Origin of the sequence: Cronobacter sp. HA18006 (assembly GCF_011605445.1) — a bacterium.
Classification (GTDB): Bacteria; Pseudomonadota; Gammaproteobacteria; order Enterobacterales; family Enterobacteriaceae; genus Cronobacter; species Cronobacter sakazakii.
In genome coordinates, this window is the sequence record NZ_JAANQB010000025.1 from 85,234 (window position 1) to 110,172 (window position 24,939).

Genomic DNA, 24,939 nt, shown 5'->3' on the forward strand with positions numbered 1-24,939 from the left:
TTCCCTGTGCCTGCCGGATACAATGCGAGCGCCTGCCACAGGCGCTCAAAACAATAAACCGAAAACAGGGATCCTCATGAAAGCACACCTTCTCGCACTTCCGTTGCTGCTGTGCAGCGCCGCCGCGTGGTCCATGAGCTGTGACAATCCGCGCAGCCCGTATGACACCACCTACTGCGCCGCGCTGGAAATGGTTCAGGGCGACCGCGACCTCAACCAGCAATATAAAAACACCATGTCCGTGCTCTCGCCTGCGCAGAAGCAGGTCGTGAAAAACGCCCAGATCTCCTGGCTGAAAGTGCGCGATCACGAGTGCGCGGAAGGCTCCACGCTGCTGCTCGGCTGCGCGAATGAGAAAATGGCCGCTCGTATTGCGCTGCTGAAAAGCATTGAGCGCGAGTGCCGCAACGCCGGTTGCAACGACGCCGACCTCTCCCGCATCGAATAACCGTCAGGTTAATTAATTGTTAATTACGGTGGCGAAGGCCACCGTTGTTCTTATAATGGGGGCTTACCCTTCGTGGAGAGCTCCAGTGCACGGCGTACCCGATCAGTTCACCGACGAACGCGACAGCGCCCGCTTCCGGCAACTGCCTGCGCTGCCGGGCGTGGAGCTTTATCACGCCCATATCGCGCATTACGCTTTTGAGCCCCACACCCATGAAGCCTTTGGCATCGGCGCGATTGAGCTTGGCGCCGAGCGCTTTCGCTACCGCGGCGCGCAGCACGTGGCGGCGGTGAATTCGCTCGTCACCATGAACCCCGATGAACTGCACACCGGCGAAGCGGCGACCCAGCAGGGCTGGCGCTACCGAATGATTTATCTGGAGCCCGAGACGCTGGCGCAGCTCACCGGCGAGCGCCACTGGTGGTTTGCCGAGGTGGAGCGACACGATCCGCTACGCGCCCGCCAGACCGGCCAGCTTATCGCCGCACTCTGGTCCGCGCCGGATACGCTCGCGCAGCAGGGGTTGCTGCTTGATCTTATCGATACCTTCCGTCCGTACGCGCGCCATACGCCGCAGGCTGCCGAAGGCGCGCACCGCTTCGACCGGGTGCGCGAGTTTCTCTACGAAAACTACATGCTGCCGCTGACGCTCGATGAGATTGCCGCCGAAGCGGCGTTAAGCCCTTATCATTTCCAGCGCCAGTTCAAAGCGCGCTATGACGTCACGCCGCACCAGATGCTGATGGCGGTGCGCCTGTGGCGCGCCAAACAGTTTCTCGCCGCTGGCCTGCCCGCCGCTGATGTCGCGGCGGCCGTGGGCCTTACCGATCAGCCGCACCTGACCCGCGCCTTCACCCGCCGCTACGGCATTACGCCCGTCCGCTACCAGAAACAGGTGGCTCGCCAGATCTTCAGCCCGGCTATAATTCAGACACCGTTGTAAGGGAGAAGAGTGATGGAAAATCTGGCGAACTGGCGCTGGCTGAATGAACCCGCACGCTGGCGGCGCGAAAGTGACGCGCTGCATGTCACCACCGATGCGCAAACCGATTTCTGGCAAACCACCTGGTATGGCTTTCAGCGCCATTCCGGGCACGTTTTTGGTACGGAGGTTGCCGGTGAGTTTACTTTCCAGGTGCGCGTCGAGGGCGATTTCACCACGCTGTATGACCAGGCGGGGCTGTTCCTGATGGCGGATGAACAACACTGGCTGAAAGCGGGCATTGAGTATAACGACGCGCAGCCGATGATAGGCAGCGTGCTGACGCTTGAACGCTCCGACTGGGCGACCGGCATTTTCCCCGCCGCGCAGAAGCACTTCTGGCTGCGCCTGACGCACCAGAACCAGAGCCTGCGCCTGCAATACTCCACCGACGGCGACACCTGGCCGCTGCTGCGCCTGTGCCCGTTTCCGCAAGCGGAGCGCTATTTCCTTGGCGCGATGTGTTGTTCGCCGTCGCGCGCCGGGCTTGAGATCGTCTTTTCCGATTTTCATCTCGGGCCACCCAACGGCAAAGATCTGCACGATCTGAGCTGATGCGCAGCAAGCTGGTACAAGACGCCCGTTTTCACCCGCCGCTACACTCAGGCAATAAACAGCGACGTGGGTGGTGATGATGTTAACGGGTGTGTTGTATGCCCTGCTGGCGGGGATGATGTGGGGGCTGATTTTCGTCGGCCCTTTGCTGGTGCCGGAATACCCGGCGGTATTGCAGTCGATGGGGCGCTACCTGGCGCTGGGCCTGCTGGCGCTGCCGCTGGCGTGGGCCGGGCGCAGGCGGTTGAAACAGCTTACCGCGCGCGACTGGCTGACCGCGCTGGCGCTGACCATGATGGGCAATCTTATCTATTACGTGTGTCTTGCGAGCGCCATTCAGCGCACCGGCGCGCCGGTCTCCACGATGATCATCGGCACGCTGCCGGTGGTCATCCCGGTCTTCGCCAATCTGCTCTACAGCCGTCGCGACGGCAGGCTGCCCTGGCGGCGGTTGTGCCCGGCGCTGGGGGCGATTTTCTGCGGGCTGGTCTGCGTCAATTTCGCCGAGCTGCGCCACGGTTTGCCGGGCTTTACGCCGGGCCGCTACGCAAGCGGCATCGCGCTGGCAAGCGTGTCGGTTGTCTGCTGGGCGTGGTATGCGCTGCGTAACGCCCGCTGGCTGCGGGAAAACCCCGACAAGCACCCGATGATGTGGGCGACCGCGCAGGGGCTGGTGACGCTGCCGGTTTCGCTGGCGGGGTATATCGCCGCGTGCCTGTGGCTCTCTGCGGATAACAGCAGTTTCGCGCTGCCCTTCGGCCCGCGTCCTGGCGTGTTTATTGGCCTAATGATCGCCATTGCGCTCTGCTGTTCGTGGATTGGCGCGCTGTGCTGGAATATCGCAAGCCAGCGCCTGCCGACCGTGATCCTCGGCCCGCTTATCGTTTTTGAAACGCTGGCCGGGCTGCTCTACACCTTCTTGCTGCGCCAGAGCCTGCCACCGCTGCTGACCCTGACCGGCATTGCGCTGCTGGCGGCAGGCGTGGTGATGGCGGTGCGGGTGAAAATCGTGCCGGTCGCGGAGCGCGTGACGCAGGAGGCGTCATAAAAAAAGGCCCGTCGGTGACGGGCCTTCAGGCTTAGAACGTTTCCCAGTTATCGCTACCGCCAGCCGGTGCGGCTTTGAGGCTCGCCACTGGCGCTGGCGCGCTGAAGGACGATGCCTGCGGCGCAACGCTCGCCGCGCGCGCCTGGGCGCGGTTGAGTTTGAACACCGCGACCGCTTCATTGAGCTTGCCGGCCTGATCTTCAAGGGCTGCTGCTGCGGCGGCGGACTCTTCCACCAGCGCGGCGTTCTGCTGCGTCACTTTATCCATCTCGGAGACCGCCAGGCCCACCTGATCGATACCGCGGCTCTGCTCATCGGACGCCGAGGCGATTTCCCCCATGATATCGGTCACACGCGTCACCGCGCCGACCACTTCTTTCATGGTTTCGCCCGCTTCGCGCACCAGCTGCGAGCCCGCGTCGACGCGGTTGCCGGAGTTTTCGATAAGCGCTTTGATCTCTTTCGCCGCCTGCGCGCTGCGGCTTGCCAGCGTACGGACTTCGCCCGCCACCACCGCAAAACCACGGCCCTGCTCGCCTGCGCGCGCCGCTTCCACCGCCGCGTTGAGCGCGAGGATGTTGGTCTGGAACGCGATGCCGTCGATCACGTTGGTTATCTGCGCGATCTGGTTAGAGCTGGCGGCGATTTCGTCCATGGTACGAACGACGCCATCCACCACTTCCCCGCCTTTCAGCGCGGTTTCCGACGCGGTACGCGCCAGTTGCGTCGCCTGACGGGCGTTATCGGCGTTCTGTTTCACGGTCGCGGTCAGCTGTTCCATGCTGGCGGCGGTCTCTTCGAGCGACGCGGCCTGCTGCTCGGTGCGCGAGGAGAGATCGTTACTGCCCGCGGAGATTTCGCTGGCACCGGTGAAGATAGTGTCGGTGCTGTCGCGCACGGTGCTGACCGTACGGGCCAGCGCCTGCTGCATCTCGTGAACGTTGCGCGCCAGCAGCGCCATTTCGTTATGGCCTTGCGCATCGATAGGCTGCGTCAGATCGCCTGCGGCAATCGCACGAATGTGACCCATGACGTCATGCAGCGGCAGCAGCAGCACACGGCGCATCGCCACCCAGCTGATAATAATCACAGCCAGCACCATCACCATAATCGCCGACAGGATCCACAGAATGCGCTCGTAGTCGCTTTCGTTGTCTTTCACGCCTTTGCTGGCAAGCTTCGCCTGCTCGGCGCGCCACTCGCGATAAACGACCTGCATGGCGTTCTGCTTCTGCTCGGCATTCTGCTTGAACATCCCTTCCAGATTGCCTTCGGCCAGGAATTTGTTCATTTGCGCAAGCGTCGAGGAGTAGATGCGGTATTGCTCTTCCAGACGATCGACCAGACGCTCGTCCATTCCCGGCGTTTCCGGCAGGCCATAGTATTTGTCGTAATGGCTCTGCGCTTCCGCCAGCAGTTTGTTAGCGGTATCAACCAGTTGGCTAAGCTGACCGCCGTTAAGCTGGTTCGCCATGTTCCCCTGCAGACGCAGCATGCCGCGGTTAAGCGTGACGCGCGTCTGGTTGAGGCTTATCCAGGCGTCGGTAAATTCTGCCACGTTCTGGCTGGAGATTTGCGAGACGTTAAAGTTGTCTTTGTCATTATTGAGCGCCGTGATGAAAACGCCTGCCGCGATAAGCTGCATCGCGCCCAGAACGATCAATACGGTAATTAAAAGGGTTATGACTTTTATACGTTTAAACATGAAAGACCTTTTTGCAGGTGTAATCCAGGGTGTATCTATCGGCAGGTCATTCGGGTTGTTTAATCAGCAAAGCGGCATGGAGCGCGGTTTCCAGTTATTTCCTGATAGCGATCAGCCAGTTAGCTGGCAAAATATTTTTGTGACACACCTCACATTTTAATCCCCCTCCCCGAAAGGGTTATAGCCTCGCCTTAAAGATGTATTTAATATGCATCTTAATAAATCCTGAGTGAGGTACTGCTATGGCCTTCCGTGACCAACCCCTTGGCGAACTGGCGTTAACCATCCCGCGCGCCTCCGCGCTGTTCCGTAAATACAACCTGGATTTCTGCTGCGGCGGCAAACAGACGCTGCTGCGTGCGGCGACGCGCCAGGCGCTTGATTTGAACGCGATTGAAAGCGAACTGGCGGCATTGGCTGAAACACCTCTGGAGAAGGACTGGCAAGCCGCGCCGCTTGCTGAAATCATCGATCACATCCTTGTGCGCTACCACGACCGCCACCGTGAGCAGTTACCAGAGCTGATTTTGCAGGCCACCAAAGTGGAACGTGTTCACGCCGATAAACCGGGCGTGCCGAAGGGGCTCGCGAAGTATCTGAGCCTGCTGCATGAAGAGCTGACGAGCCACATGATGAAAGAGGAGCGCGTACTGTTCCCGATGATTAAACAGGGCATGGGCAGCCAGGCGGCGGGGCCGGTTAGCGTGATGGAGAGCGAGCACGACGAGGCGGGAGAACTGCTTGAGGTGATTAAGCACACCACGAATAACGTGACGCCGCCGCCGGAGGCCTGCACGACATGGCGCGCGCTGTATAACGGCATCAATGAGCTGATTGACGATCTGATGAACCACATCAGCCTTGAGAACAACACCCTTTTCCCGCGTGCCCTCGCAGGCGAAAAATAAAAGGCGCCCCGTCGAGCGCCTCTGTAACTTGACCTTTTGGGCCCGATACGTGGGCCCTTTTTTTATGGCTTAGCGGCGGAAGTTCGCCAGACGTTTCTTGCCGATAAACAACCAGCACACGCCCAGCACCACAAACCACAGCGGCGTCACCATCAGCGCCTGGCGGGTGTCGTCTTCCAGCGTCAGCAGCGCAATAACAAACACGAAGAACGCCATGCAGACCCAGCACATCAGTTTACCGAGCGGCATTTTGTAGATCGATTTCTCATGCAGTTGCGGACGCTGCTTCCGGTACACCAGATAAGAGCACAGGATGATGGTCCAGACGAACATAAACAGGATAGCCGACACGGTGGTGATCATCGTAAACGCGGTGATGACGTTCGGGTTGATATAGAGCATCACCACACCGCCCAGCAGGCAGATGCAGGAGAAGGTCAGCCCTTTCGCCGGTACGGCGCGTTTAGAGAGCTTCGCGAACGCTTTCGGCGCCACGCCGTCCTGCGCCAGGCCGTAGAGCATACGGCTGGTAGAGAAGACGCCGCTGTTGGCCGAAGAGGCCGCCGAGGTCAGCACCACGAAGTTAATCAGGCTCGCTGCCGCCGGCAGCCCCACCAGCACAAACAGCTCCACGAACGGGCTCTTGGTCGGCACGACGGAACTCCACGGCGTCACGGACATAATAATAATCAGCGCGAAGACGTAGAACATAATGATACGAACCGGAATCGAGTTGATCGCGCGCGGCAGCGATTTCTCCGGATCTTTGGTTTCGGCGGCGGTGGTGCCCACCAGCTCAATCCCCACAAACGCGAAGACCGCAATCTGGAAGCCCGCGAAGAACCCGCTCAGCCCTTTCGGGAACCAGCCGCCCTCATTCCACAGGTGCGTAAAGGACGCTTCAACGCCGGTCGGCGATTTAAAGTGCATCAGCACCATCACCAGCCCGACCACGATAAGCCCGACGATGGCGACGATTTTAATCATCGCGAACCAGAACTCCATCTCGCCAAACATTTTCACGGTGGCGAGGTTAAGGGAGAGCAGCAGCACGACCACCGCCAGCGACGCGACCCAGTCCGAAAGCCCAGGGAACCAGAACTGCGCATAAGCCGTGATGGCCACGACATCCGCCATGCCGGTGACCACCCAGCAGAACCAGTATGTCCAGCCGGTAAAATACCCCGCCCAGGGGCCGAGTAAATCGGCGGCGAAATCGCTGAACGATTTATATTCGAGATTAGAAAGCAGCAGCTCGCCCATCGCCCGCATGACGAAAAAGAGCATAAAGCCGATGATCATATAGACAAAAATGATCGACGGGCCAGCGAGGCTAATGGTTTTGCCAGAGCCCATAAATAACCCGGTGCCGATAGCGCCGCCGATAGCGATGAGCTGGATATGACGATTGGTTAGATTGCGCCGTAGCGACTGCTCAGCCGGTGCCTCAGCAGCATCAGCCACTTTGATCTGTTCTGACATGTTCGTTTCCTGTACCTGTCTGTGTTGTGGAGGCTCTGCTGGCCTCTATTTACGTGTTGAAATGACGATGTCCTTGGCGAAAGCAACATCGATATTAGGTAAGAATCGGAGGGTTGAATACTAAGATTTAAATATAATGTTAATTTTATGTTTAAAATGGGTGGCAAATCACTTTCACTTCGCGAAATGCATCACAAAAATACCCGCATTCCGCTTATTATCAAAATAAAATCGCGTCATTTCGCTTACGGGAAAACAATTCCCCGCCGCAGCGGGGAAAGGAAAAGCCTTACAGGATTTCCAGCAGTTCGACTTCAAAGACCAGCGTGCTGAACGGCGGAATGGATGCACCCGCGCCGCGCTCGCCGTAGGCCAGGTTGTGCGGAATGGTCAGTTCCCATTTGGAGCCGACCGGCATCAGCGTCAGCGCTTCGATCCAGCCTGCGATTACGCCGCTGACCGGAAATTCCGCGGGTTCGCCGCGCGCGACGGAGCTGTCAAACACGGTACCGTCGATAAGTTTACCGGTGTAGTGCACACGCACGCGATCCTTACGGGACGGGATCGGGCCATCACCCTGCGTCAGCACACGGAATTGCAGGCCGGATTCGGTGCTGTTCACCCCTTCGCGCTCGCGGTTTTCGTCCAGATATTTCTGGCCTTCTACCGCCATCTCCTGCTGGCGCTCGCGACGCACGGCGTCGGCGCGTTCGTGGATTTCACGCAGCGCGCGATGCACCACGTCAACAGGAACGGCTGGCTGGTTGCCTTCCAGCGCGTCACGCAGCCCCGCCACCAGTGCTTCCGGCAGCAGACCCTGTAAGCCCGACTCGCGCAGTTGCTGTCCGACCTGTAAGCCAATGCCGTAGCTTGCCTGGGCTTCGATGGTGTCAAAAGAAGGGGTTGTCATGGGGTTATCCTTTCTCAATGGGAAAATTAGCGGGCAGCATAACAGCAGCGCCACGTTGGGTAAAATAATCCTCCGGCAAGGTGATAAGGTCAGGGATGTCAGCGCGCTCACGAATGCGCGCTTTACTACCGGCATCAAACAGTTAGAACGCTATAATGGTACACTGGCGCGGCGATGCGTTTGAGTGAATGAGGAGAAGACATGCCTGGACGAATTAAACCGCTGCTGGCGCAGGTATGGCACGCCCCGGATCATATCCGGCTGATGGACCCGCTGCCGCCTGCGCACCGACGCGGCATTATTCTTTGCGCGGTCGTTATCGCGCTGTGCTTTTTATGGCCTTCTTCCAACGAGCCGGAAACGCCGCAGCGTCGCGACGCGCAGCTCGATTTAACACCTACGCCGGAAGCGCCGATGCAGCCGCAGGCGGTAGCACCTGTGGAAACGCCGGAGGCGAATGTCCAGCAGCCTGCGCCCAGCGCGCCGGTGCAGCCGTTCCAGAATAATGACATCGAGCAGCAGTGGCGTACTTATCGCGTGGAATCGGGCAAAACGCTGGCGCAACTGTTCCGCGATCACGGTCTGCCGCCGGAAGATGTGTACGCGATGGCGAAAGTGGAAGGCGACGGCAAGCCGCTCAGTAATCTTCAGCAGGGGCAGATGGTGCAGGTTCGTCAGAACGCCAGCGGCGTGGTGACGGCGCTGACCATTGATACCGGTGATAACCAGCAGGTGCTGTTTATCCGCCAGCCGGACGGCAGTTTCCTGCGCGTGCGCTGAGACTTTTCAGCATCTCAGAAAAGCAAAACGCCGGCACAAGGCCGGCGTCTTTACGTGTAGTTGAGTAAAAACTTACTCAGCAACCACGTTTACAGTCAGTTTAGCGAATACTTCGCTGTGAACCTGGAAGTCCACTTCGTGTTCGCCAGTGGTACGCAGAACGCCGTTCGGCAGACGAACTTCGCTCTTAGCCACGTCAACGCCAGCTGCAGTTACAGCGTCAGCGATGTCGCGAGTACCGATGGAACCGAACAGTTTACCTTCGTCGCCCGCTTTGGACGCGATGGTAACAGAGCCCAGCGCATTGATTTTCTCTGCGCGAGCTTCAGCAGCGGCCAGAACGTCAGCCAGTTTGGCTTCCAGTTCAGCGCGACGTGCTTCGAAGAACTCAACGTTTTTCTTGGTAGCCGGCACAGCTTTGCCCTGCGGAACCAGGAAGTTACGAGCGTAGCCCGCTTTAACGTTTACCTGGTCGCCCAGGCTGCCCAGGTTTGCTACTTTATCAAGCAGAATAACTTGCATTACCTTATCCTCTCAAAGTCGTATTAATGGACCGTGACCGATTACTGATGACGATCAGTGTACGGCAGCAGGGACAGGTAGCGAGCGCGTTTGATAGCGCGAGCCAGCTGACGCTGGTATTTTGCACGGGTACCGGTGATACGGCTCGGGACAATCTTACCGCTTTCGGTGATGTAGTTTTTCAGCGTAGCGATATCTTTATAGTCGATCTCTTGAACGCCTTCCGCGGTGAAACGGCAGAACTTGCGACGACGGAAATAACGTGCCATTTGGCTAGTCTCCAGAATCTATCAATTCAATCTGCTCGGCATGCAACACCATTTTGCTCAGTCCGTTCTTTGCCTTGTGGCAACTGATGAACCCCTGAACGGTGATTTGCGTGCCGACCGTTATACTGTGAGTAATGGCCTGGTTCTCGTGCCCGCTGATTATTACAGGCATCTGGCACCACGCCTGCCGGTGGAAACCGGCCTCCTCCTGCACAGAACGATGCTCAAGCACGAACTGGCAATGAGGAATTCCTGATGGGCTGACCTTACGAAGGGGTGCCCTGCACACGGTGCCGGACAACACCAGACGGTTGGCCATCAGAATTACTCTTCAGAATCCCCAGCTTCAGCATCATCAGCGGTTTCGTTAGCGAAATCATCGCGACGCTCACGGCGCTCGTCTTTCGCTTTAACCATCGGAGAGGCTTCAGTTACGGCGTGTTTGGTGCGCATAACCATGCTGCGGATAACGGCATCGTTGAAGCGGAAGGTAGTTTCCAGCTCATCGATAACTTCCTGCGGCGCTTCAACGTTCATCAGAACGTAGTGTGCTTTGTGCAGTTTGTTGATCGGGTAAGCCAGCTGACGGCGGCCCCAGTCTTCCAGACGGTGGATCTTGCCTTCTGCACCAGTGATGGCAGCAGAGTAGCGCTCGATCATGCCCGGAACCTGTTCGCTCTGGTCAGGATGGACCATAAAAACGATTTCGTAATGACGCATCGAATTGCTCCTTACGGATTATTCAGCCTCCTGTCTGGGTCAGCCGCGGCCCGGGGAGGCAAGGAACGTGATTAAAGGGCGGCTGAAAAATTGACGCGTCATTCTAATGGCGGACCATGACAAACACAAGGCCGCTGGTAAAAAAAGCCGCAATCCCGGTTTGCCCGGCTTTTAAAGAGAGCGGCGGAAAAACGCAACCGTCGCGTCGAGCGCTTCAGGCGTGATGCGGTGCTTCACGCCCGGCTGCCACTGGCAGGTCAGATTGTTATCCAGCGCCCGTTCGCGCAGCGCATCGGCTAAACGCAGGCTCTGCGCCGCCGGCACAACGTCGTCCTCTTCGCCATGCCATAAAAACAGCGGGCGATCCGAAAGAGATGGCAGGCGCGCGCCCACGTCCCAGGGTGCCAGCGCGGCTCTCACCGCGTCAGCGTCGGCGGCCTGCGGCGGGAAGAGCGTCTGTGAAAGCGCGCTAAACCAGCCGGAGCCCATCAGGCTCGCGACGCATTTCACTTCCGGATGATGGGATATGATGCCAAGCGCGGTCATGCCGCCCATCGACGCGCCGCCAACGGCGAGCCTGCCGTCCGCCACCAGCCCTTCATTGAGAATCGCGTCGCGCAGCGCCGGGTATTCCGTCAGCGTCGCGTGCAGGATTTGCCAGAACTGCGTCATCCGCCGTGGTGCATCGCCGCTAAAACGCGCGCCGTGATCGGGCGCGTCCGGCATAATGACGCGAAACCCGGCCTGCGCCAGGGCGACGGCGAAATAGCTGTAGACCGTTTTGGATGAGGTAAAGCCGTGATAAAACATGACCGTCGGCAATGCGTTATCGCAGCTTCCCGCAGGCACCGCGTGCAGCGCCTCAATCCCCGCAAAACGCCGGGTCGAAATTTCGATCATACTTATCTCCTGCAAAACGTCTTTAGACACAGACGCCATGATGCCAAAAACCCGCGCAACGCATGGATTTTTATCGTGTTGCGAGCCAGATTACGCTTTTACGATTTTCTACGGCCAAAAGCGCGCCTTCGTCGGCAGAACCGGGATATAGCGAACGCCTATTCCCTTACACTTACTACAATTAATCCCTGAGGTAACGATAATGCATATGCGACGGCTCATCCCTTTACTAATGGTGGCGACACTGACGGCCTGTAGCGCGCTTGAAGGCACGCCGCAGCCCGCGCCGCCGGTGGCGGATCATCCGCAGGAGATCCAGCGCTACCAGACGCAGGGGCTTGTCAAAATGGGCACCGTCACGACGCTGCAGTATGGATCACCGGATGACGCGCTGCGCGATATCGCCGCACAGGCAGGCGCCGCAGGCGCAGATTACTATCAGGTCATCTCCAATGATGACTCTCTGCTGCCTGGCCGCTGGCATGCCCGCGCGATTTTGTACCGAAAGTAAGCGTAAGCCGTCGTTTTATTTAGCGATATTTACACTGCCTTTGCGTGCATTGATCGTACCTGCTGCACAATAACTTTCGGACTGCGCGCGGAACCGGCGCGCTACATCTATCGAAAAGGTGTAAGGGAGCTGACAATGAAACGATCGCTGGCTTTAACGTCACTGCTGTTATCGGCGGGTCTGATTTCCACTTCTGCGCAGTCTGCCGAAGAGGTGAATGCTGACAGAGTGACGGGCTTAAATGAAATTGGCGTCATTTCGGTAAACGATATTTCCGGCACGCCGCAGGAGATTGAAAAAGTCATCGCCTATAAAGCGGACGAACAGGGCGCGGCGTATTATCGAATTATTCAGATGCATGAAAATCAGCGGGCCGATAACTGGCACGTGCAGGCAATTATCTATAGTTGAACGTTCTTTAGCTAAATTCTGGCTTTTATTTGGCCTTGCCATGATCTAAATCAAAATAGATTGAAACAAATAGTTACATTTACTCACTAAATATTAGGGCTCAACTGCCGTTGAAGGTGCCAAATACTGGCACTTTTGGGCTCTTTTATGACACTCTCATTTCAACGCTGGGGACTGGGCGCGAAGCTTTCATTCCTCACGGGCGTCGCGGTCGCGGCCCTTTTTTTATTGTTCACGTTTGCATTAAGTCACAAAGCCAGCGAACAGCTGGAAGCGCTGGCGCTTGAAGATCTCCATAACCAGACCACAAGCGTGGTGGATATGGCGCAGATGTTCGACAGCAGCCTCAGTGAGGAAGTGGCAAGCTTTACCAAACTCTTCAACAGCTTTATTCCGCAACCCATCAGCCGTGACGAAAGCCAGATGCAAAGCATCAATGGCATCAGCGTGCCAATGCTTAAAGGCGGCGAAACGTCGCTGCATGAAAACAACGCGCTGCCCGATGATTTCCTGACCCGCACCGGCGCTATCGCCACGCTGTTTGTCCGCAGCGGTGATAACTTCGTGCGCGTGGCGACCTCGCTGCGTAAAGAGGATGGCAGCCGCGCTATCGGCACGCAGCTCGATACCGCAAGTCCGGCGTTCGCGCCGGTCATGAAAGGCGAAACCTACCGCGGCCTGGCGCTGCTGTTCGGCAAACGCTACATCACGCAATACGAACCGGTGAAAGACGCCAGTGGCAAGGTGATCGCGATTCTGTTTGTCGGGGTGGATATCACCAACTCATGGCAAGTGATGCGCAATAAAATCCTCAATCGCCGTCTGGGCGAAAGCGGACATTTTTATGTCATTAACCGCGCGCCGGGCAAAACCTACGGCCAGTTCCTTTTCCATTCGAGCGATGAAGGCAAACGCCCGTCATGGCCGGACGCTATCTTAAAACCGGTGCTGAGCGAGCCGCAGGGGACGCTTGAGATGGAAAAAGAAGATGGCCGCACCGCCCTGCTGAGCTTCACGCAACTGCCGGGCTGGAACTGGGTGATTGTCGGCGAAGTGGATAAAGCGACGCTGCTGAGCGGTGTAACGAGCATGCGTAATCAGTTCCTTGCCGCAGGCGTTATCGTCTCGCTGTTGTTTGCCGCCGTGTTTGTCTGGACCGTTCGCCGCTGGCTTACCGCGCCGCTGCGTAATGTCATTACGCTTGCGCGCCAGTACGCCGCAGGCGATCTGCGCGAAACCATCGATACGCGTCGCCAGGATGAGGTCGGCCAGCTTATCGACGCCATCAACGGCATCGGCAACGGCTTACAGCAGATAGTGACCCAGGTGCGCGACGCCGCGGGCGATATCAGCCACGGCACCCGCGCGCTGGCCTCCGACAGCGGTGAAATCAGCGAGCAGATCAACAAGCAGGCCAGCAGCGTGGAGGAAACCTCCGCAAGTATGGAACAGCTGGCGGCCACGGTGTCGCAAAACGCCGCCAACATGGAGCAGACCCAGAGCCTGGTGAAAGAGGCGTCTGACGCCGTGCAGCACGGCGGCGAAACGGTCAGCAACGCAGTGACCACCATGAACGACATTCGCAGCGCTTCACAGCGCATCGCGGATATCACACATGTGATTGAATCTATTGCCTTCCAGACCAACATTCTGGCGCTGAACGCCGCCGTGGAAGCAGCCCGCGCGGGCGAGCACGGTAAAGGCTTCGCGGTCGTGGCGCAGGAAGTCCGCGCGCTGGCGGCGCGCAGCGCCAATGCGGTGAAAGAGATAGAGCAGCTCATCAGCGACACGCTGGCGAAAGTCAGCGAAGGCCACGCGCTCTCCGAGCAGACGCGCAAGGCGATGGAAGCGATCATAAGCCGCATCGGTCAGATCAATCAGCTGGTGACGGAAATCAACCACGCCTCGCACGAGCAGTCTGCCGGTATTGGCCAGGTGAATATCGCCATGCACCAGATTGGCGAAGCCACCCACATCAACGCCGAGCGCGTGACGCGCAGCGAGCAGACCGCGCAGGTGTTGCGTGAGAAAGGCAACCACCTGAACGAACTGGTGAGCCTGTTCCGCCTGAAGGCGTAATCAGCCCGCCCCACCCGTGGCGCGCAGTAGCGCCTGCGCCAGCACCGGCTCTGGTAGCGGGCTGTCGCCACGGGTATCCAGCATCATCCGGCACCAGGCCTGCGCCAGCGGCGGTGTCAGCGAGCGCAGCACCTGAGCGCCACTCGCCAGTAAAAAGAGCTGCGTGGTAATGGCGCGCCCGGCCGCTTCATCGGGCCTGCGCAACTGCCCGGCGAGCTGCCGCCATGCGCGATCGAAATGCCTGTCCTGCCCTTTTACCGCATCAAATTCATGGCTCAGCATCTCCAGCACGCCCGGCTGGCGCGTCAGCACGCGTAATACATCAAGACACATGATATTGCCGGAGCCTTCCCAGATACTGTTGACCGGCATTTCGCGGTAAAGCCGCGGCAGCTCGCTCTCTTCGCAATACCCGATGCCGCCGAGCGCTTCCATCGCCTCCGCCACAAACGGAATGCCGCGCTTGCAGACGCCATATTTCGCGGCGGGCGTAAAGAGCCGGGCGAACGCCACTTCATGCGGCGATTCGCGCTGCTCCCAGGCGCGCGCCAGACGAAACAGCAGCGCGGTCTGCCCTTCCAGCTCCAGCGCCATGCGTCCGAGCACCTGACGCATCAGCGGCTGATCGATAAGATTCTTGCCGAACGCCTGACGCTGATGGGTGTGATAAAGCGCCACCGCCAGGGCGCGGCGCATCAGTCCGTGGCTGCCGAGCGCGCAGTCAAAGCGCGTCATGCCGCCCATACGCAGGATCTGGCGCACGCCTTCGCCCTCTTCGCCAAGCAGCCAGCCGAGCGCGTCGAGAAACTCCGCCTCGCTGCTGGCGTTGGAGCGGTTGCCGAGTTTATCTTTCAGACGCTCAAGGCGCACCGCGTTGCGCTGGCCATCCGGCAGAAAGCGCGGCACGAAGAAACACGAAAGACCGCCTTTTGTCTGTGCGAGCACCAGATGCGCGTCGCTTTGCGGCACCGAGAAAAACCACTTATGGCCCACCAGCCGGTACGCCTCGCCGGGGCCGCGCCCTGCTACGGGTTCCGCGCGGGTGGTATTACTGAGCACATCCGAACCGCCCTGCTTTTCCGTCATGCCCATGCCGATGAGCAGCCCGCGTTTCTGCGCGCCGGGCAGCAGGTGGGAATCGTAGCGCTCGCTTGCCAGCGGGGTCTGCCAGTCGGCGAACAGCGGCGGCAGATGAGCCTGTAACAGCGGTGTCGCGGCGAACGTCATAGTAATCGGACACAGCGTGCCCGCTTCCACCTGAGCATGCAGGACGAAGCGCGCCGCGCGGGCGACCAGCGCGCCTTCGCGCGCCGTCTCAAGCCACGGCAGATTATGAACCCGGTTAGCGAACAGCCCCTGCATCAGCAGGTGCCAGGCCGGATGAAAGCGCACGTCGTCAAGACGCTCGCCGCGCGCGTCATAGCGCAACAGCTCTGGCGGATTGGCGTTCGCCAGTCGCCCTAATTCCAGCGATTCCGCCGTGCCGAGCTGCTGGCCGATGCTTGCAAGCAATTCAGCGTCCCAGCCTGCGCCTTCGCGCAGCACCGCCTCGCGCAGCGCGGTATCGGATAGAAACAGATTGCTGTTATTGAGCGTGACGGGCTGGTTAAACACCGTATGGGTTTGCCAGTGCATAAATCCCTCTCCTTACCTGTGACAACCGCGTTAAGTATGGAAGGAGAGGAAAAAGAAACCGCCTGCGTGCTTCACAAAAGTGAAAACCCGTCAGCCGGCGATATAGTGAGGAATGAAACGAGAGGTATCTTTAGTAATAAGCGAGACATCTTCGCGGATGCCAATACCCGCGGGCTCATTGCCGACAATCCAGCTGCCGAGCAGCGTATAGCTGTTGCCAAAACGCGGCAGCGCCTGAAACGCCTGCCAGATAACCGGCTCGTTGCCGTAATCACCCTCTTCGTGGGCCAGCACCTGGTCGGCGTTATCAAACAGCGTCACGTTGCCGCCTTCACGTGAGAACAGCGGTTTGCGAACGTACCCTGCGTAGCCCGCAAGCGCCTGAGCGACATCATGCCGCTCGCGCGCGAAATCGTCATGAAACCACGCCGGTAACAGGTTGGGATGGCCGGGGAACTGCGCCCAGAGCAGCGGCAGCAGTCCTTTATTGCTGAGAATGCTTTTCCACAGCGGCTCATACCAGCGCTCGGCGCGCTTACAGAGCAGCGGGCCGTTGTCGTCGCGCATCATCCACTCCAGCGGATAGAGCTTAAACGCCTGCCGGATAACGTTATCGTCCAAATCCGTCAGCACGCCGCCAAGGCCCAGGCCAATCTCTTCGATATAGATAAAACGCGTCTCAAGGCCCGCCTGGCGCGCGCAGTCTTCCAGGTACAGCACCGTGCCGCGATCCTCCTCAGACTCCTGGCAGCAGCTGAAATAGAGCGGTTCAGGCGTCGCTATCTCAGCCAGACGCGCGATGAGCTTCTCCTGAAGGCTGTTGAACTGATCGGCATCGCGCGGGATAACGCCCTGACGGCGCGCATCCTCCAGCCACTGCCACTGGAAATACGCGGATTCGTACAGCGAGGTGGGCGTATCGGCGTTGTACTCCAGCAGCTTCACCGGACCCTGCCCGGTCCAGACAAAATCCATGCGCCCGTAAAGCGACGGATCCTGGTCTTTCCAGCTTTGGGCGATGGCGTCCCAGTACAGCTCAGGAATGGCGAGCCGCTCAAGCAGGCGCGCATCGCGCACGGCTCTATCCACCACGTCAAGGCACATCTCGTGCAGCTCCGCGGTGGGCGCTTCTATCTGTTCTTCAATCTGGCGCAGCGTAAAGCGGTAGGCGCGGCTTTCATCCCAGTAGATTTCATCGTCAATAATATGAAAGTGAAAGCCGTGCTCGTGGGCGATACGCGCGAGATCCGGGCGCACCGGCGTGTGATGGCGCAGCATTTAGCCTCCCCAGCTACTGCGGGAGCTGGATGAACGGCCAAAGCCGCCGCGGGAAATCGTCGTGGCGCTGCGGGTGACGAGGCTGTGACTGCTGGCGCTGGCACCGGAGCGATTGCCGCCGCGCCAGACATAATCGCCAGATGCGTTTTGCCAGACGGGGCGCGTGTAGTAGTAGTGATAGCCGGAGCCTGAGGTGTAATACGACGACGAGGAGTCATCCAGCTCGCGCTTTTTGTCTCTGTTGCTCGCCAGCAGGAAGCCCGCCATCATCGGCACCCAGGTTTTCGCCACGCCGTCGTAATAGCAGTTATTGCCATACGCGGTGCTACAGGCGTCCCAGGTGAGCTTCGGCGGAATATCTTTTTCAAACTCGGCTTTAGCGGTATTCCAGGCGTTGGTGCAGAGATCTGCCGGGTTCCCGTCCTCACGGCACTCGTCGGGCGTCGAGTAATAGACGCCATCGCCGTCATTGTCGTTATCGCCGGTATCCTGACAGGCTTTGAGGCCGAAAAACGCCGCGCCGCCCATGATGGCGAGCGTGAGTATTTTCGGCCCTTTTCGTTCCGGCTCCGGGCGTGGAAGAAATTTCAGATCCGAGGTATTCGCAACCGGATGACCGCCATTTTTCTTTCCACGTCTTTTCCTTGCTGCCGACATAGCCTTCCTTGTTATTTCGTTTTACCAGGTCATACAGGCCGCGTTCAGAATACCGCCCGCCAGCGACGCCACGCCCATGAAAATAGCGGCCGCGACGTTGCGGTTAATGATTTTCTCGCTCAGTTTCGGCATATATAAACGCACGCCGCCGTAGATTATAAGCTGGACGACGAGCGCGATCGCCCCCCAAATCAGATAGTCCGTGATACTGACGGAGTTGATCGCCGCACTGGCGAGCGGCACCACGTAGCCTAAAATCGCGCCGCCGAAGGTAATCGCCGCCGCGCTGTTATTTTCTTTGATTAATTTCCACTCGTCGTGAGCGGTGATGCGGGTGTAGATGAACATGAAACAGTTGATCATCGCCAGCCCGATAAAAAAGTAAGCGCAAAACGCCATCAGTCCGTGGAATGTCTGCACGGTTGCATCTCCTGAGTCCAGTTAGAGGTATTGATTAAACAGGCAAATAGCCTGTGGCGCTTATAGTAGCAGCGGAGTTTAGGGTTTCTGGCGCTTTAATAAAACTTTACACAGGGAGCGGGGGCAATAAAAAACCCTCCGCAGAGGGTTTTACGATTAGCTGCGCTGACGCACGGCCTCGAAAAGGCAGATGCCTGTCGCCACCGAGACGTTCAGCGAGGAGACGCTGCCCGCCATCGGGATGCTGATAAGCTCATCGCAGTGTTCACGGGTGAGACGACGCATCCCTTCCCCTTCCGCGCCCATCACCAGCGCCAGCGGGCCGGTCATTTTGCTCTGGTAGAGCGTATGATCCGCCTCGCCCGCCGTGCCGACGATCCAGACATTCTCTTCCTGCAACAGACGCATGGTGCGCGCGAGGTTGGTCACGCGGATCAGCGGCACGCTTTCCGCCGCGCCACAGGCGACTTTTTTAGCGGTCGCGTTAAGCTGCGCGGAGCGATCTTTCGGCACGATCACGGCATGTACGCCCGCCGCGTCGGCGCTGCGCAGGCAGGCGCCGAGGTTATGCGGATCGGTCACGCCGTCCAGGATCAACAGGAATGGCTGCGCGTGCGCCGCCAGCAGATCCGGCAGATCGTTTTCGCCATACTGACGCCCCGGCTTGACGCGCGCGACGATACCCTGATGCACCGCGCCATCCGCTTTTTCATCCAGCCACTGGCGGTTTGCCACCTGCACTGGCACGCCCTGCGCTTCCAGCGCGTGGATCAGCGGCAGCAGACGTTTATCTTCACGCCCTTTCAGAATAAACACTTCCTGAAAGCGCTCGGGAGCGCGCTCCAGCAGGGCCTGCACCGCGTGGATGCCGTAAATCATTTCACTCATGAATGGTACTCGTTATGGGCGGCAAGCCGCCCGGTGTTAGGCAATACGTAATAAATCGGGCCTGGCTCGCAGGCCCCGCGATTAGTTGTCGCGCTGTTTCTTCGCCGCGCGCTTCGCTTTAGTAGCGGCCGCGATTTTCTGCGTTTTGGCCGACGGTTTTTTACTGCTTTTCGCCGGTTTGTCGCTCTTCTCTGCCCGCACCGCGCCGTCTTTCTTCACCTTTCCACGGCCTTTCTCGCTGCGAAATGCCTCGTTGGGTTCGAAATTCTGGCGCTTGCCGACCTGACGACGGCTGCGGTTTTTAGCGCCGCCGCCTCGCTTCTCGCGCTCGCGCGCGGTTTTACCCACGTTACGTGGCCCGCGTTCGCTGGAGATGAGCGAGAAATCGATTTTACGCTCGTCCATGTTAACCGCTTCGACTTTGACTTCGACGCGGTCGCCCAGACGATACGTCTGGCCGCCGGATTCGCCAATCAACCGCTGACCGACCTGATCAAAGCGGTAATAGTCGTTATCCAGCGACGAGACATGCACCAGGCCATCGATAAAGAGATCGGTCAGGCGCACGAAGAAACCAAAGCCGGTGACGCTTGAAATCACGCCGGAGAAGGTCTGGCCGACCTGATCCTGCATGAAGTCGCACTTCAGCCAGTCCGCCACTTCACGGGTGGCTTCGTCGGCGCGGCGTTCCGTCATGGAACAGTGCTGGCCCAGTTGCAGCATCTCTTCCATGGTGTAGTGCCAGCCACCGCTTTCGGTGGTGTTGCCTTCGTGGCCCTGCTCTTTGGCGATCAGGTATTTAATCGCGCGGTGCAGCGTGAGATCCGGGTAGCGGCGAATCGGCGAGGTAAAATGCGCGTAGGATTGCAGCGCGAGGCCAAAGTGGCCGCGGTTTTCCGGATCGTAAATCGCCTGCTTCATCGAGCGCAGCAGCATGGTTTGCAGCATCTCGTGATCGGGACGATCGGCGATGGAATCAAGCAGCTCGGCGTAGTCGCGCGGTTCCGGCTTGTTGCCGCCCGGCAGCTCCAGCCCCAGTTCTGCGAGCACGGAGCGGAACGAGGTGATCGCTTCGTTGGTCGGACGATCGTGAATACGGAACAACGCCGGCTCTTTGTGCTTCTCGACAAAGCGCGCCGCCGAAATGTTGGCGAGGATCATGCACTCTTCGACAAGCTTGTGCGCGTCGTTACGCTGGGTCTGCTCGATGCGATCGATACGGCGCTCGGCGTTGAAGATGAACTTCGCCTCTTCGCTCTCAAACGAGATACCGCCGCGCTCGGTGCGCGCCTCTTCCAGCGCTTTATACAGCGTGTGCAGCTCTTCAAGATGCTTCACCAGCGGTTGATACTGGCTGCGCAGATCTTCATCGCCCTGCAGAATATGCCACACCTTGGTGTAGGTCAGACGGGCGTGCGAGCTCATCACCGCTTCATAGAATTTATAGCCAGTGAGACGGCCTTTGGCGGAGATCGTCATCTCACAGACCATACAGAGGCGATCCACCTGCGGATTCAGCGAACACAGGCCGTTGGAGAGCACTTCCGGCAGCATCGGGACAACCTGCGACGGGAAGTAAACCGACGTGCCGCGGTTGCGCGCTTCGTTATCAAGCGGCGTTGGCGGACGTACATAGTAGCTGACGTCGGCGATAGCCACCCACAGGCGCCAGCCGCCGCCGCGTTTTTTCTCACAGAATACGGCGTCGTCAAAGTCGCGGGCGTCTTCGCCGTCGATGGTGACGAGCGGCAGGTTGCGCAAATCGACGCGCCCCACTTTGGCCTCTTCCGGCACTTCTTCTTTCAGGTGCGCAATCTGTTCTTCGACGGCTTTCGGCCAGACGTAAGGGATTTCATGGGTGCGCAGCGCCATATCGACGGCCATGCCGGTGCCCATGTTGTCGCCGAGCACTTCAACAATTTTACCGATAGCTTTGGTGCGGCGCGTCGGACGCTGTGTCAGCTCGACGACCACGACATAGCCCATGCGTGCGCCCATCACCTCTTCCGGCGGAATGAGGATATCAAAGCTCAGGCGGCTGTCGTCCGGCACCACGAAGCCGACGCCCGCGTCGGTGAAATAGCGCCCGACGATATTGCTCTGCTTCGGCACCAGCACGCGCACGATACGCGCTTCGCGGCGGCCTTTGCGGTCTGAACCGAGCGGCTGCGCCAGCACGATATCGCCGTGAATGCAGGTTTTCATCTGCTCAGACGAGAGATAAAGATCGTCTTTGCGTCCTTCGACGCGTAAAAACCCGTAACCGTCGCGATGGCCGATGACGGTGCCTTTTTGCAGATCAAGACGTTCCGGCAGCGCATAGCACTGGCGGCGGGTAAAGACTAACTGGCCGTCGCGCTCCATGGCGCGCAGGCGGCGACGCAGCGCTTCCAGCTGTTCCTCGCCTTCAATGCCGAGTTCAGACGCCAGTTCATCGCGGTTAGCCGGTTTTTCACGTTTGGTTAAATGCTCAAGGATGAATTCCCGGCTCGGGATGGGATTGGCGTACTTTTCAGCTTCTCGTTCCTGAAAAGGATCGTGTGACATAGCGGTTCCTCCGTTGTCATCAGTGGCGCGAATGCGTCATTCCACCAGCAGTAATTTGTAAAGCGGCTGGTTTTCCTGCACTAAATCGGCCAGCGTGTAGTTATCCAGTTCCTGAAGAAAGCGCGCCACCGCGTCGCCCAGCACCTGTTTCAGGCGACACGCGGGGGTGATGTGACAGAACGCGCTACTGCAGTTCACTATAGACAGGGGCTCCAGCTCACGCACGACATCACCAATACGGATGGTTGCGGCTGGTTTGCCAAGGCGGATCCCGCCGTTTTTACCCCTCACGGCGGTCACATAGCCCGCACGACTAAGTTGGTTGATTATTTTGACCATATGATTGCGGGAGACGCCGTACACCTCAGTGACTTCAGAAATGCTGGTCATGCGGCCTTCCGGCAAGGACGCCATATAGATCAAAGCCCGTAGCCCGAAATCGGTAAAACTCGTTAACTGCACATCAACCTCAGAATATGGGAGGGGAAAAACGCGGTTCGCCCAGTGGGCGATATATTGATGATAAACCAGCCACATGTCAGGCGGCTAATTTATTTGAAAAAGGCGGGTAAAAACCGGGAAAACAAAGGGCGCGTTTGCCGCGCCCCTGGTCATTTTATGCGTCGAACGGATCGCGCAGGATCATGGTTTCGGTACGATCCGGACCGGTAGAGATGATGTCGATCGGCACGCCGGTGACTTCTTCAATACGTTTGATATAGTTCAGCGCCGCCTGCGGCAGGCCGCTGCGCTCTTTCACGCCGAAGGTGGATTCAGACCAGCCCGGCATGGTTTCGTAAATCGGCTCGATACCTTCCCAGTCATCCGCCGCCATCGGGGTGGTGGTGACTTCGCGGCCATCCGGCATACGGTAAGCGACGCAGATTTTCACCTCTTCCAGACCGTCCAGGACGTCCAGTTTGGTCAGGCAGAAGCCGGACAGGGAGTTGATCTGCACGGCGCGGCGCACCGCTACCGCATCCAGCCAGCCGGTACGACGGCGACGACCGGTGGTGGCACCGAATTCATTGCCTTTTTTGCACAGGAATTCGCCGACATCGTCGAACAGCTCGGTCGGGAACGGGCCTGCGCCCACGCGGGTGGAGTAGGCTTTGATGATGCCGAGCACGTAATCCACATAACGCGGGCCAATGCCGGAACCGGTCGCGACGCCGCCAGCGGTGGTGTTGGAGGAGGTGACATACGGATAGGTGCCGTGGTCGATATCCAGCAGCGTACCCTGCGCGCCTTCAAACATGATGAAGTCGCCACGTTTACGCGCCTGATCCAGCAGATCGGAAACATCCACCACCATGCTGGTCAGCACGTCGGCAATCGCCATGACGTCGTCCAGCACTTTCTGGTAGTCAACCGCTTCGACTTTGTAGAAGTTCACCAGCTGGAAGTTGTGGTATTCCAGCACTTCTTTCAGTTTTTCAGCGAAAGTGGCTTTATCAAAGAGATCGCCCACGCGCAGACCGCGACGTGCGACTTTATCTTCATAGGCCGGGCCAATGCCGCGACCGGTGGTGCCGATGGCTTTGGCACCGCGCGCTTTCTCACGTGCGACGTCGAGCGCGACGTGGTAGTCGAGGATCAGCGGGCAGGCTTCAGATAACAGCAGACGTTCGCGAACCGGGATACCACGGTCTTCCAGTTCCTTCATCTCTTTCATCAGCGCGGCAGGCGACAGCACAACGCCGTTACCAATGATGCTGGTGACGTTATCGCGAAGAATGCCTGATGGAATAAGATGAAGGACGGTTTTTTCACCGTTGATTACGAGAGTATGGCCTGCGTTGTGACCGCCCTGGTAGCGTACAACATATTTAGCCCGTTCAGTCAGAAGATCGACGATCTTCCCTTTACCTTCGTCACCCCATTGGGTGCCCAGTACGACGACGTTGTTACCCATTTTTCAAAATCACCGTTTGCTTAAAAAAGGATTCTAACACCAGCTTTGCTGATGTTCAGCCCTTTTTGTATACAAATTTCGTCGATTTTGCCCGATTTTTATTCAGTTAATCGTTTTCCTCAACATGTAGTAGATAACAATCCCGGCAACCACAAGACCGCCACCGAAACGGCGCAGTAAGGTGTCCGGCATTTGCGCCACAGAGAGGATCATCCGCCGCCACAGACGTGGAAAAAGCAGCGGGCCGAGCCCCTCGACGACCAGTACCAGACCCAGCGCCAGCAAAACCGTTGTATTCGTTGTGCGTAAAACCTGCATAAAAAAAGAGCCGGTAATGACCGGCTCTTGTTTAGGGTAAGGGCTTAGCGTGCGCTATTGGCCGGCGTTTTCATATAGCGGAAAAAATCGCTGTCCGGGCTTAACACCATCACGTCCTGATTGGAGTTAAAGCTGCTCTCGTAGGCACGCAGGCTGCGGATAAAGGCGTAGAAATCCGGATCCTGGCTGAACGCGTCGGCGAACAGTTTCGCGGCTTCGGCATCACCTTCACCACGCAGGATACGCGCCTGACGCTCTGCTTCCGCAAGTGTACGGGTCACTTCGTAATCCGCCGCCGCGCGCAGTTTCTCGGCCTCTTCCTGGCCCTGCGAACGATGACGACGGGCGACCGCTTCACGCTCGGCGCGCATACGGTTGAAGATAGCTTCCGAAACTTCCGCCGGCAGGTTGATCTGCTTGATACGCACGTCAACCACTTCAATACCGAGTGCGGCCATGCTGTTCGGGTTGATCACCGGCACTTTGCCGTTGGTCTCTTCGGTCACGCGTTTCGCCGCAGAGGCGATAGCGTCATCCGCCGCCGGGGTTTCGACTTCATCTTCAGTGCCCGCAGAACCGGAGTTCAGCGCTTCGCGCACTTCAGACGTCAGACGACCACGAGAATCGGTCACGATGTCTTTCACGTCGAGACGACCAATTTCAGAACGCAGACGGTCAGAGAACTTACGTTTCAGCAGCACTTCCGCCTGAGAGAGATCGCCGCCGCCTGTCGCAAGGTAGTAACGGCTGAAATCGCTGATGCGCCATTTGATGTAAGAATCGACGATCAGGTCTTTCTTCTCTTTGGTGACGAAACGATCCGCCTGGTTATCCATGGTCTGGATACGGGCGTCCAGCGTCTTCACCGACTCGATAAACGGCAACTTAAAGTGCAGGCCAGGCTCATACACTTTCGGCTTATTATCGTTGTCGCGCACCACTTTACTGAACTGCAGGATGATGCCGCGCTCACCCTCTTTCACCACAAAAATCGAGGTGTAAAGCACCACCAACGCGATGATGATTACCGCAATGACTGACTTACGCATCG

The 24,939-nt window shown here is 58.4% G+C and carries 27 protein-coding genes; 9 read left to right on the forward strand and 18 right to left on the reverse strand.

Annotated features, from left to right (window positions below):
- Positions 1 to 76 precede the first annotated feature (76 nt).
- The 4 genes from G9X48_RS19850 (at position 77) to G9X48_RS19865 (ending at position 3,033) form a co-directional block, all read left to right on the forward strand.
- Positions 77 to 448, forward strand: a complete 372-nt coding sequence (locus G9X48_RS19850) for a lysozyme inhibitor LprI family protein (RefSeq protein WP_004385319.1) — start codon at positions 77 to 79, stop codon at positions 446 to 448.
- Between the two features lie 85 nt (positions 449 to 533).
- Positions 534 to 1,391, forward strand: a complete 858-nt coding sequence (locus tag G9X48_RS19855) for an AraC family transcriptional regulator (protein ID WP_097640947.1) — start codon at positions 534 to 536, stop codon at positions 1,389 to 1,391.
- 12 nt (positions 1,392 to 1,403) lie between these two features.
- On the forward strand, positions 1,404 to 1,985 hold the full coding sequence (locus G9X48_RS19860; RefSeq protein ID WP_012123703.1) for a DUF1349 domain-containing protein: 582 nt from the start codon (positions 1,404 to 1,406) through the stop codon (positions 1,983 to 1,985).
- Positions 1,986 to 2,064: 79 nt separating this feature from the next.
- A complete protein-coding gene (locus G9X48_RS19865) occupies positions 2,065 to 3,033 on the forward strand; it encodes a DMT family transporter (protein WP_097640959.1) in 969 nt (322 codons plus the stop codon).
- Between the two features lie 31 nt (positions 3,034 to 3,064).
- Here G9X48_RS19865 and G9X48_RS19870 read toward each other — a convergent pair whose 3' ends face one another.
- Positions 3,065 to 4,738 (reverse strand): methyl-accepting chemotaxis protein, encoded by a 1,674-nt coding sequence (locus tag G9X48_RS19870; RefSeq protein WP_097640946.1) that lies wholly within the window; start codon positions 4,736 to 4,738, stop codon positions 3,065 to 3,067.
- Between the two features lie 242 nt (positions 4,739 to 4,980).
- Between G9X48_RS19870 and ytfE the strand changes: the two genes are divergently transcribed.
- A complete protein-coding gene (gene ytfE, locus G9X48_RS19875; RefSeq protein WP_014728005.1) occupies positions 4,981 to 5,646 on the forward strand; it encodes an iron-sulfur cluster repair protein YtfE in 666 nt (221 codons plus the stop codon).
- 69 nt (positions 5,647 to 5,715) lie between these two features.
- On the opposite strand, the gene cycA is transcribed toward ytfE, so the two are convergent.
- Positions 5,716 to 7,128: a D-serine/D-alanine/glycine transporter gene (cycA, locus tag G9X48_RS19880; protein WP_004385314.1), complete on the reverse strand. Its 1,413-nt coding sequence runs from the start codon at positions 7,126 to 7,128 to the stop codon at positions 5,716 to 5,718.
- 289 nt (positions 7,129 to 7,417) lie between these two features.
- Positions 7,418 to 8,038, reverse strand: coding sequence for an FKBP-type peptidyl-prolyl cis-trans isomerase (gene fklB, locus G9X48_RS19885; protein ID WP_007702034.1), 621 nt, complete (start codon positions 8,036 to 8,038; stop codon positions 7,418 to 7,420).
- Between the two features lie 201 nt (positions 8,039 to 8,239).
- On the opposite strand from fklB, the gene G9X48_RS19890 reads away from it, so the two are divergent.
- A complete protein-coding gene (locus tag G9X48_RS19890; RefSeq protein WP_038878617.1) occupies positions 8,240 to 8,818 on the forward strand; it encodes a LysM-like peptidoglycan-binding domain-containing protein in 579 nt (192 codons plus the stop codon).
- A gap of 72 nt (positions 8,819 to 8,890) precedes the next feature.
- Here the strand turns inward: G9X48_RS19890 and rplI are convergent, their stop codons facing one another.
- The 5 genes from rplI to yjfP all read right to left on the reverse strand — a co-directional run bounded on the left by rplI (position 8,891) and on the right by yjfP (position 11,229).
- Positions 8,891 to 9,340: a 50S ribosomal protein L9 gene (rplI, locus tag G9X48_RS19895; RefSeq protein ID WP_004385310.1), complete on the reverse strand. Its 450-nt coding sequence runs from the start codon at positions 9,338 to 9,340 to the stop codon at positions 8,891 to 8,893.
- A 41-nt stretch (positions 9,341 to 9,381) separates the two neighbouring features.
- Positions 9,382 to 9,609, reverse strand: a complete 228-nt coding sequence (gene rpsR, locus G9X48_RS19900; RefSeq protein WP_000135199.1) for a 30S ribosomal protein S18 — start codon at positions 9,607 to 9,609, stop codon at positions 9,382 to 9,384.
- Between the two features lie 4 nt (positions 9,610 to 9,613).
- Positions 9,614 to 9,928: a primosomal replication protein N gene (gene priB, locus G9X48_RS19905; RefSeq protein ID WP_015742584.1), complete on the reverse strand. Its 315-nt coding sequence runs from the start codon at positions 9,926 to 9,928 to the stop codon at positions 9,614 to 9,616.
- A gap of 5 nt (positions 9,929 to 9,933) precedes the next feature.
- Complete coding sequence (gene rpsF, locus G9X48_RS19910) at positions 9,934 to 10,329, reverse strand: 30S ribosomal protein S6 (protein ID WP_001216673.1); 396 nt, start codon at positions 10,327 to 10,329, stop codon at positions 9,934 to 9,936.
- A 171-nt stretch (positions 10,330 to 10,500) separates the two neighbouring features.
- A complete protein-coding gene (yjfP, locus tag G9X48_RS19915) occupies positions 10,501 to 11,229 on the reverse strand; it encodes an esterase (protein WP_097640945.1) in 729 nt (242 codons plus the stop codon).
- A gap of 202 nt (positions 11,230 to 11,431) precedes the next feature.
- Here yjfP and bsmA point away from each other — a divergent pair, with 202 nt between their 5' ends.
- From bsmA to G9X48_RS19930, 3 genes are all read left to right on the forward strand, one after another.
- On the forward strand, positions 11,432 to 11,740 hold the full coding sequence (gene bsmA, locus G9X48_RS19920; RefSeq protein ID WP_007852316.1) for a biofilm peroxide resistance protein BsmA: 309 nt from the start codon (positions 11,432 to 11,434) through the stop codon (positions 11,738 to 11,740).
- 135 nt (positions 11,741 to 11,875) lie between these two features.
- Positions 11,876 to 12,151 carry a DUF1471 domain-containing protein gene (locus G9X48_RS19925; RefSeq protein WP_004385306.1) on the forward strand — a complete coding sequence of 92 codons (276 nt, stop codon included), beginning with the start codon at positions 11,876 to 11,878 and terminating at the stop codon, positions 12,149 to 12,151.
- A 147-nt stretch (positions 12,152 to 12,298) separates the two neighbouring features.
- A complete protein-coding gene (locus G9X48_RS19930; RefSeq protein WP_012123695.1) occupies positions 12,299 to 14,230 on the forward strand; it encodes a methyl-accepting chemotaxis protein in 1,932 nt (643 codons plus the stop codon).
- On the opposite strand, the gene G9X48_RS19935 is transcribed toward G9X48_RS19930, so the two are convergent.
- From G9X48_RS19935 to hflC, 10 genes are all read right to left on the reverse strand, one after another.
- Positions 14,231 to 15,865, reverse strand: a complete 1,635-nt coding sequence (locus tag G9X48_RS19935) for an isovaleryl-CoA dehydrogenase (RefSeq protein WP_097640943.1) — start codon at positions 15,863 to 15,865, stop codon at positions 14,231 to 14,233.
- Positions 15,866 to 15,955: 90 nt separating this feature from the next.
- On the reverse strand, positions 15,956 to 17,143 hold the full coding sequence (locus tag G9X48_RS19940) for a glutathionylspermidine synthase family protein (RefSeq protein WP_097640942.1): 1,188 nt from the start codon (positions 17,141 to 17,143) through the stop codon (positions 15,956 to 15,958).
- Positions 17,144 to 17,800 (reverse strand): DUF1190 domain-containing protein, encoded by a 657-nt coding sequence (locus G9X48_RS19945; protein WP_004385302.1) that lies wholly within the window; start codon positions 17,798 to 17,800, stop codon positions 17,144 to 17,146.
- 21 nt (positions 17,801 to 17,821) lie between these two features.
- On the reverse strand, positions 17,822 to 18,220 hold the full coding sequence (locus tag G9X48_RS19950; protein ID WP_004385301.1) for a DUF350 domain-containing protein: 399 nt from the start codon (positions 18,218 to 18,220) through the stop codon (positions 17,822 to 17,824).
- A 156-nt stretch (positions 18,221 to 18,376) separates the two neighbouring features.
- Positions 18,377 to 19,108: a 23S rRNA (guanosine(2251)-2'-O)-methyltransferase RlmB gene (rlmB, locus tag G9X48_RS19955; RefSeq protein ID WP_004385300.1), complete on the reverse strand. Its 732-nt coding sequence runs from the start codon at positions 19,106 to 19,108 to the stop codon at positions 18,377 to 18,379.
- 81 nt (positions 19,109 to 19,189) lie between these two features.
- Entirely contained in the window at positions 19,190 to 21,655 is a 2,466-nt protein-coding gene (gene rnr / locus G9X48_RS19960; protein ID WP_097640941.1) for a ribonuclease R, read from the reverse strand.
- A gap of 36 nt (positions 21,656 to 21,691) precedes the next feature.
- On the reverse strand, positions 21,692 to 22,117 hold the full coding sequence (gene nsrR / locus G9X48_RS19965; protein WP_004385299.1) for a nitric oxide-sensing transcriptional repressor NsrR: 426 nt from the start codon (positions 22,115 to 22,117) through the stop codon (positions 21,692 to 21,694).
- 154 nt (positions 22,118 to 22,271) lie between these two features.
- Complete coding sequence (locus G9X48_RS19970; RefSeq protein ID WP_004385298.1) at positions 22,272 to 23,570, reverse strand: adenylosuccinate synthase; 1,299 nt, start codon at positions 23,568 to 23,570, stop codon at positions 22,272 to 22,274.
- Between the two features lie 102 nt (positions 23,571 to 23,672).
- Positions 23,673 to 23,888 (reverse strand): DUF2065 domain-containing protein, encoded by a 216-nt coding sequence (locus G9X48_RS19975; protein WP_097640940.1) that lies wholly within the window; start codon positions 23,886 to 23,888, stop codon positions 23,673 to 23,675.
- 44 nt (positions 23,889 to 23,932) lie between these two features.
- Positions 23,933 to 24,937, reverse strand: a complete 1,005-nt coding sequence (hflC, locus tag G9X48_RS19980) for a protease modulator HflC (protein WP_007778385.1) — start codon at positions 24,935 to 24,937, stop codon at positions 23,933 to 23,935.
- Positions 24,938 to 24,939: the final 2 nt, after the last annotated feature.

What these genes read in the sequence shown, in the direction of transcription:
- G9X48_RS19850 (WP_004385319.1), top strand. Translation starts at nt 77, where the DNA reads ATGAAAGCACACCTTCTCGCACTTCCGTTGCTGCTGTGCAGCGCCGCC.
- G9X48_RS19860 (WP_012123703.1), top strand. Translation starts at nt 1,404, where the DNA reads ATGGAAAATCTGGCGAACTGGCGCTGGCTGAATGAACCCGCACGCTGG.
- G9X48_RS19865 (WP_097640959.1), top strand. Translation starts at nt 2,065, where the DNA reads ATGTTAACGGGTGTGTTGTATGCCCTGCTGGCGGGGATGATGTGGGGG.
- G9X48_RS19870 (WP_097640946.1), bottom strand. Translation starts at nt 4,738, where the DNA reads ATGTTTAAACGTATAAAAGTCATAACCCTTTTAATTACCGTATTGATC.
- ytfE (WP_014728005.1), top strand. Translation starts at nt 4,981, where the DNA reads ATGGCCTTCCGTGACCAACCCCTTGGCGAACTGGCGTTAACCATCCCG.
- cycA (WP_004385314.1), bottom strand. Translation starts at nt 7,128, where the DNA reads ATGTCAGAACAGATCAAAGTGGCTGATGCTGCTGAGGCACCGGCTGAG.
- fklB (WP_007702034.1), bottom strand. Translation starts at nt 8,038, where the DNA reads ATGACAACCCCTTCTTTTGACACCATCGAAGCCCAGGCAAGCTACGGC.
- G9X48_RS19890 (WP_038878617.1), top strand. Translation starts at nt 8,240, where the DNA reads ATGCCTGGACGAATTAAACCGCTGCTGGCGCAGGTATGGCACGCCCCG.
- rplI (WP_004385310.1), bottom strand. Translation starts at nt 9,340, where the DNA reads ATGCAAGTTATTCTGCTTGATAAAGTAGCAAACCTGGGCAGCCTGGGC.
- rpsR (WP_000135199.1), bottom strand. Translation starts at nt 9,609, where the DNA reads ATGGCACGTTATTTCCGTCGTCGCAAGTTCTGCCGTTTCACCGCGGAA.
- priB (WP_015742584.1), bottom strand. Translation starts at nt 9,928, where the DNA reads ATGGCCAACCGTCTGGTGTTGTCCGGCACCGTGTGCAGGGCACCCCTT.
- rpsF (WP_001216673.1), bottom strand. Translation starts at nt 10,329, where the DNA reads ATGCGTCATTACGAAATCGTTTTTATGGTCCATCCTGACCAGAGCGAA.
- yjfP (WP_097640945.1), bottom strand. Translation starts at nt 11,229, where the DNA reads ATGATCGAAATTTCGACCCGGCGTTTTGCGGGGATTGAGGCGCTGCAC.
- bsmA (WP_007852316.1), top strand. Translation starts at nt 11,432, where the DNA reads ATGCATATGCGACGGCTCATCCCTTTACTAATGGTGGCGACACTGACG.
- G9X48_RS19925 (WP_004385306.1), top strand. Translation starts at nt 11,876, where the DNA reads ATGAAACGATCGCTGGCTTTAACGTCACTGCTGTTATCGGCGGGTCTG.
- G9X48_RS19930 (WP_012123695.1), top strand. Translation starts at nt 12,299, where the DNA reads ATGACACTCTCATTTCAACGCTGGGGACTGGGCGCGAAGCTTTCATTC.
- G9X48_RS19935 (WP_097640943.1), bottom strand. Translation starts at nt 15,865, where the DNA reads ATGCACTGGCAAACCCATACGGTGTTTAACCAGCCCGTCACGCTCAAT.
- G9X48_RS19940 (WP_097640942.1), bottom strand. Translation starts at nt 17,143, where the DNA reads ATGCTGCGCCATCACACGCCGGTGCGCCCGGATCTCGCGCGTATCGCC.
- G9X48_RS19945 (WP_004385302.1), bottom strand. Translation starts at nt 17,800, where the DNA reads ATGTCGGCAGCAAGGAAAAGACGTGGAAAGAAAAATGGCGGTCATCCG.
- rlmB (WP_004385300.1), bottom strand. Translation starts at nt 19,108, where the DNA reads ATGAGTGAAATGATTTACGGCATCCACGCGGTGCAGGCCCTGCTGGAG.
- rnr (WP_097640941.1), bottom strand. Translation starts at nt 21,655, where the DNA reads ATGTCACACGATCCTTTTCAGGAACGAGAAGCTGAAAAGTACGCCAAT.
- G9X48_RS19970 (WP_004385298.1), bottom strand. Translation starts at nt 23,570, where the DNA reads ATGGGTAACAACGTCGTCGTACTGGGCACCCAATGGGGTGACGAAGGT.
- G9X48_RS19975 (WP_097640940.1), bottom strand. Translation starts at nt 23,888, where the DNA reads ATGCAGGTTTTACGCACAACGAATACAACGGTTTTGCTGGCGCTGGGT.
- hflC (WP_007778385.1), bottom strand. Translation starts at nt 24,937, where the DNA reads ATGCGTAAGTCAGTCATTGCGGTAATCATCATCGCGTTGGTGGTGCTT.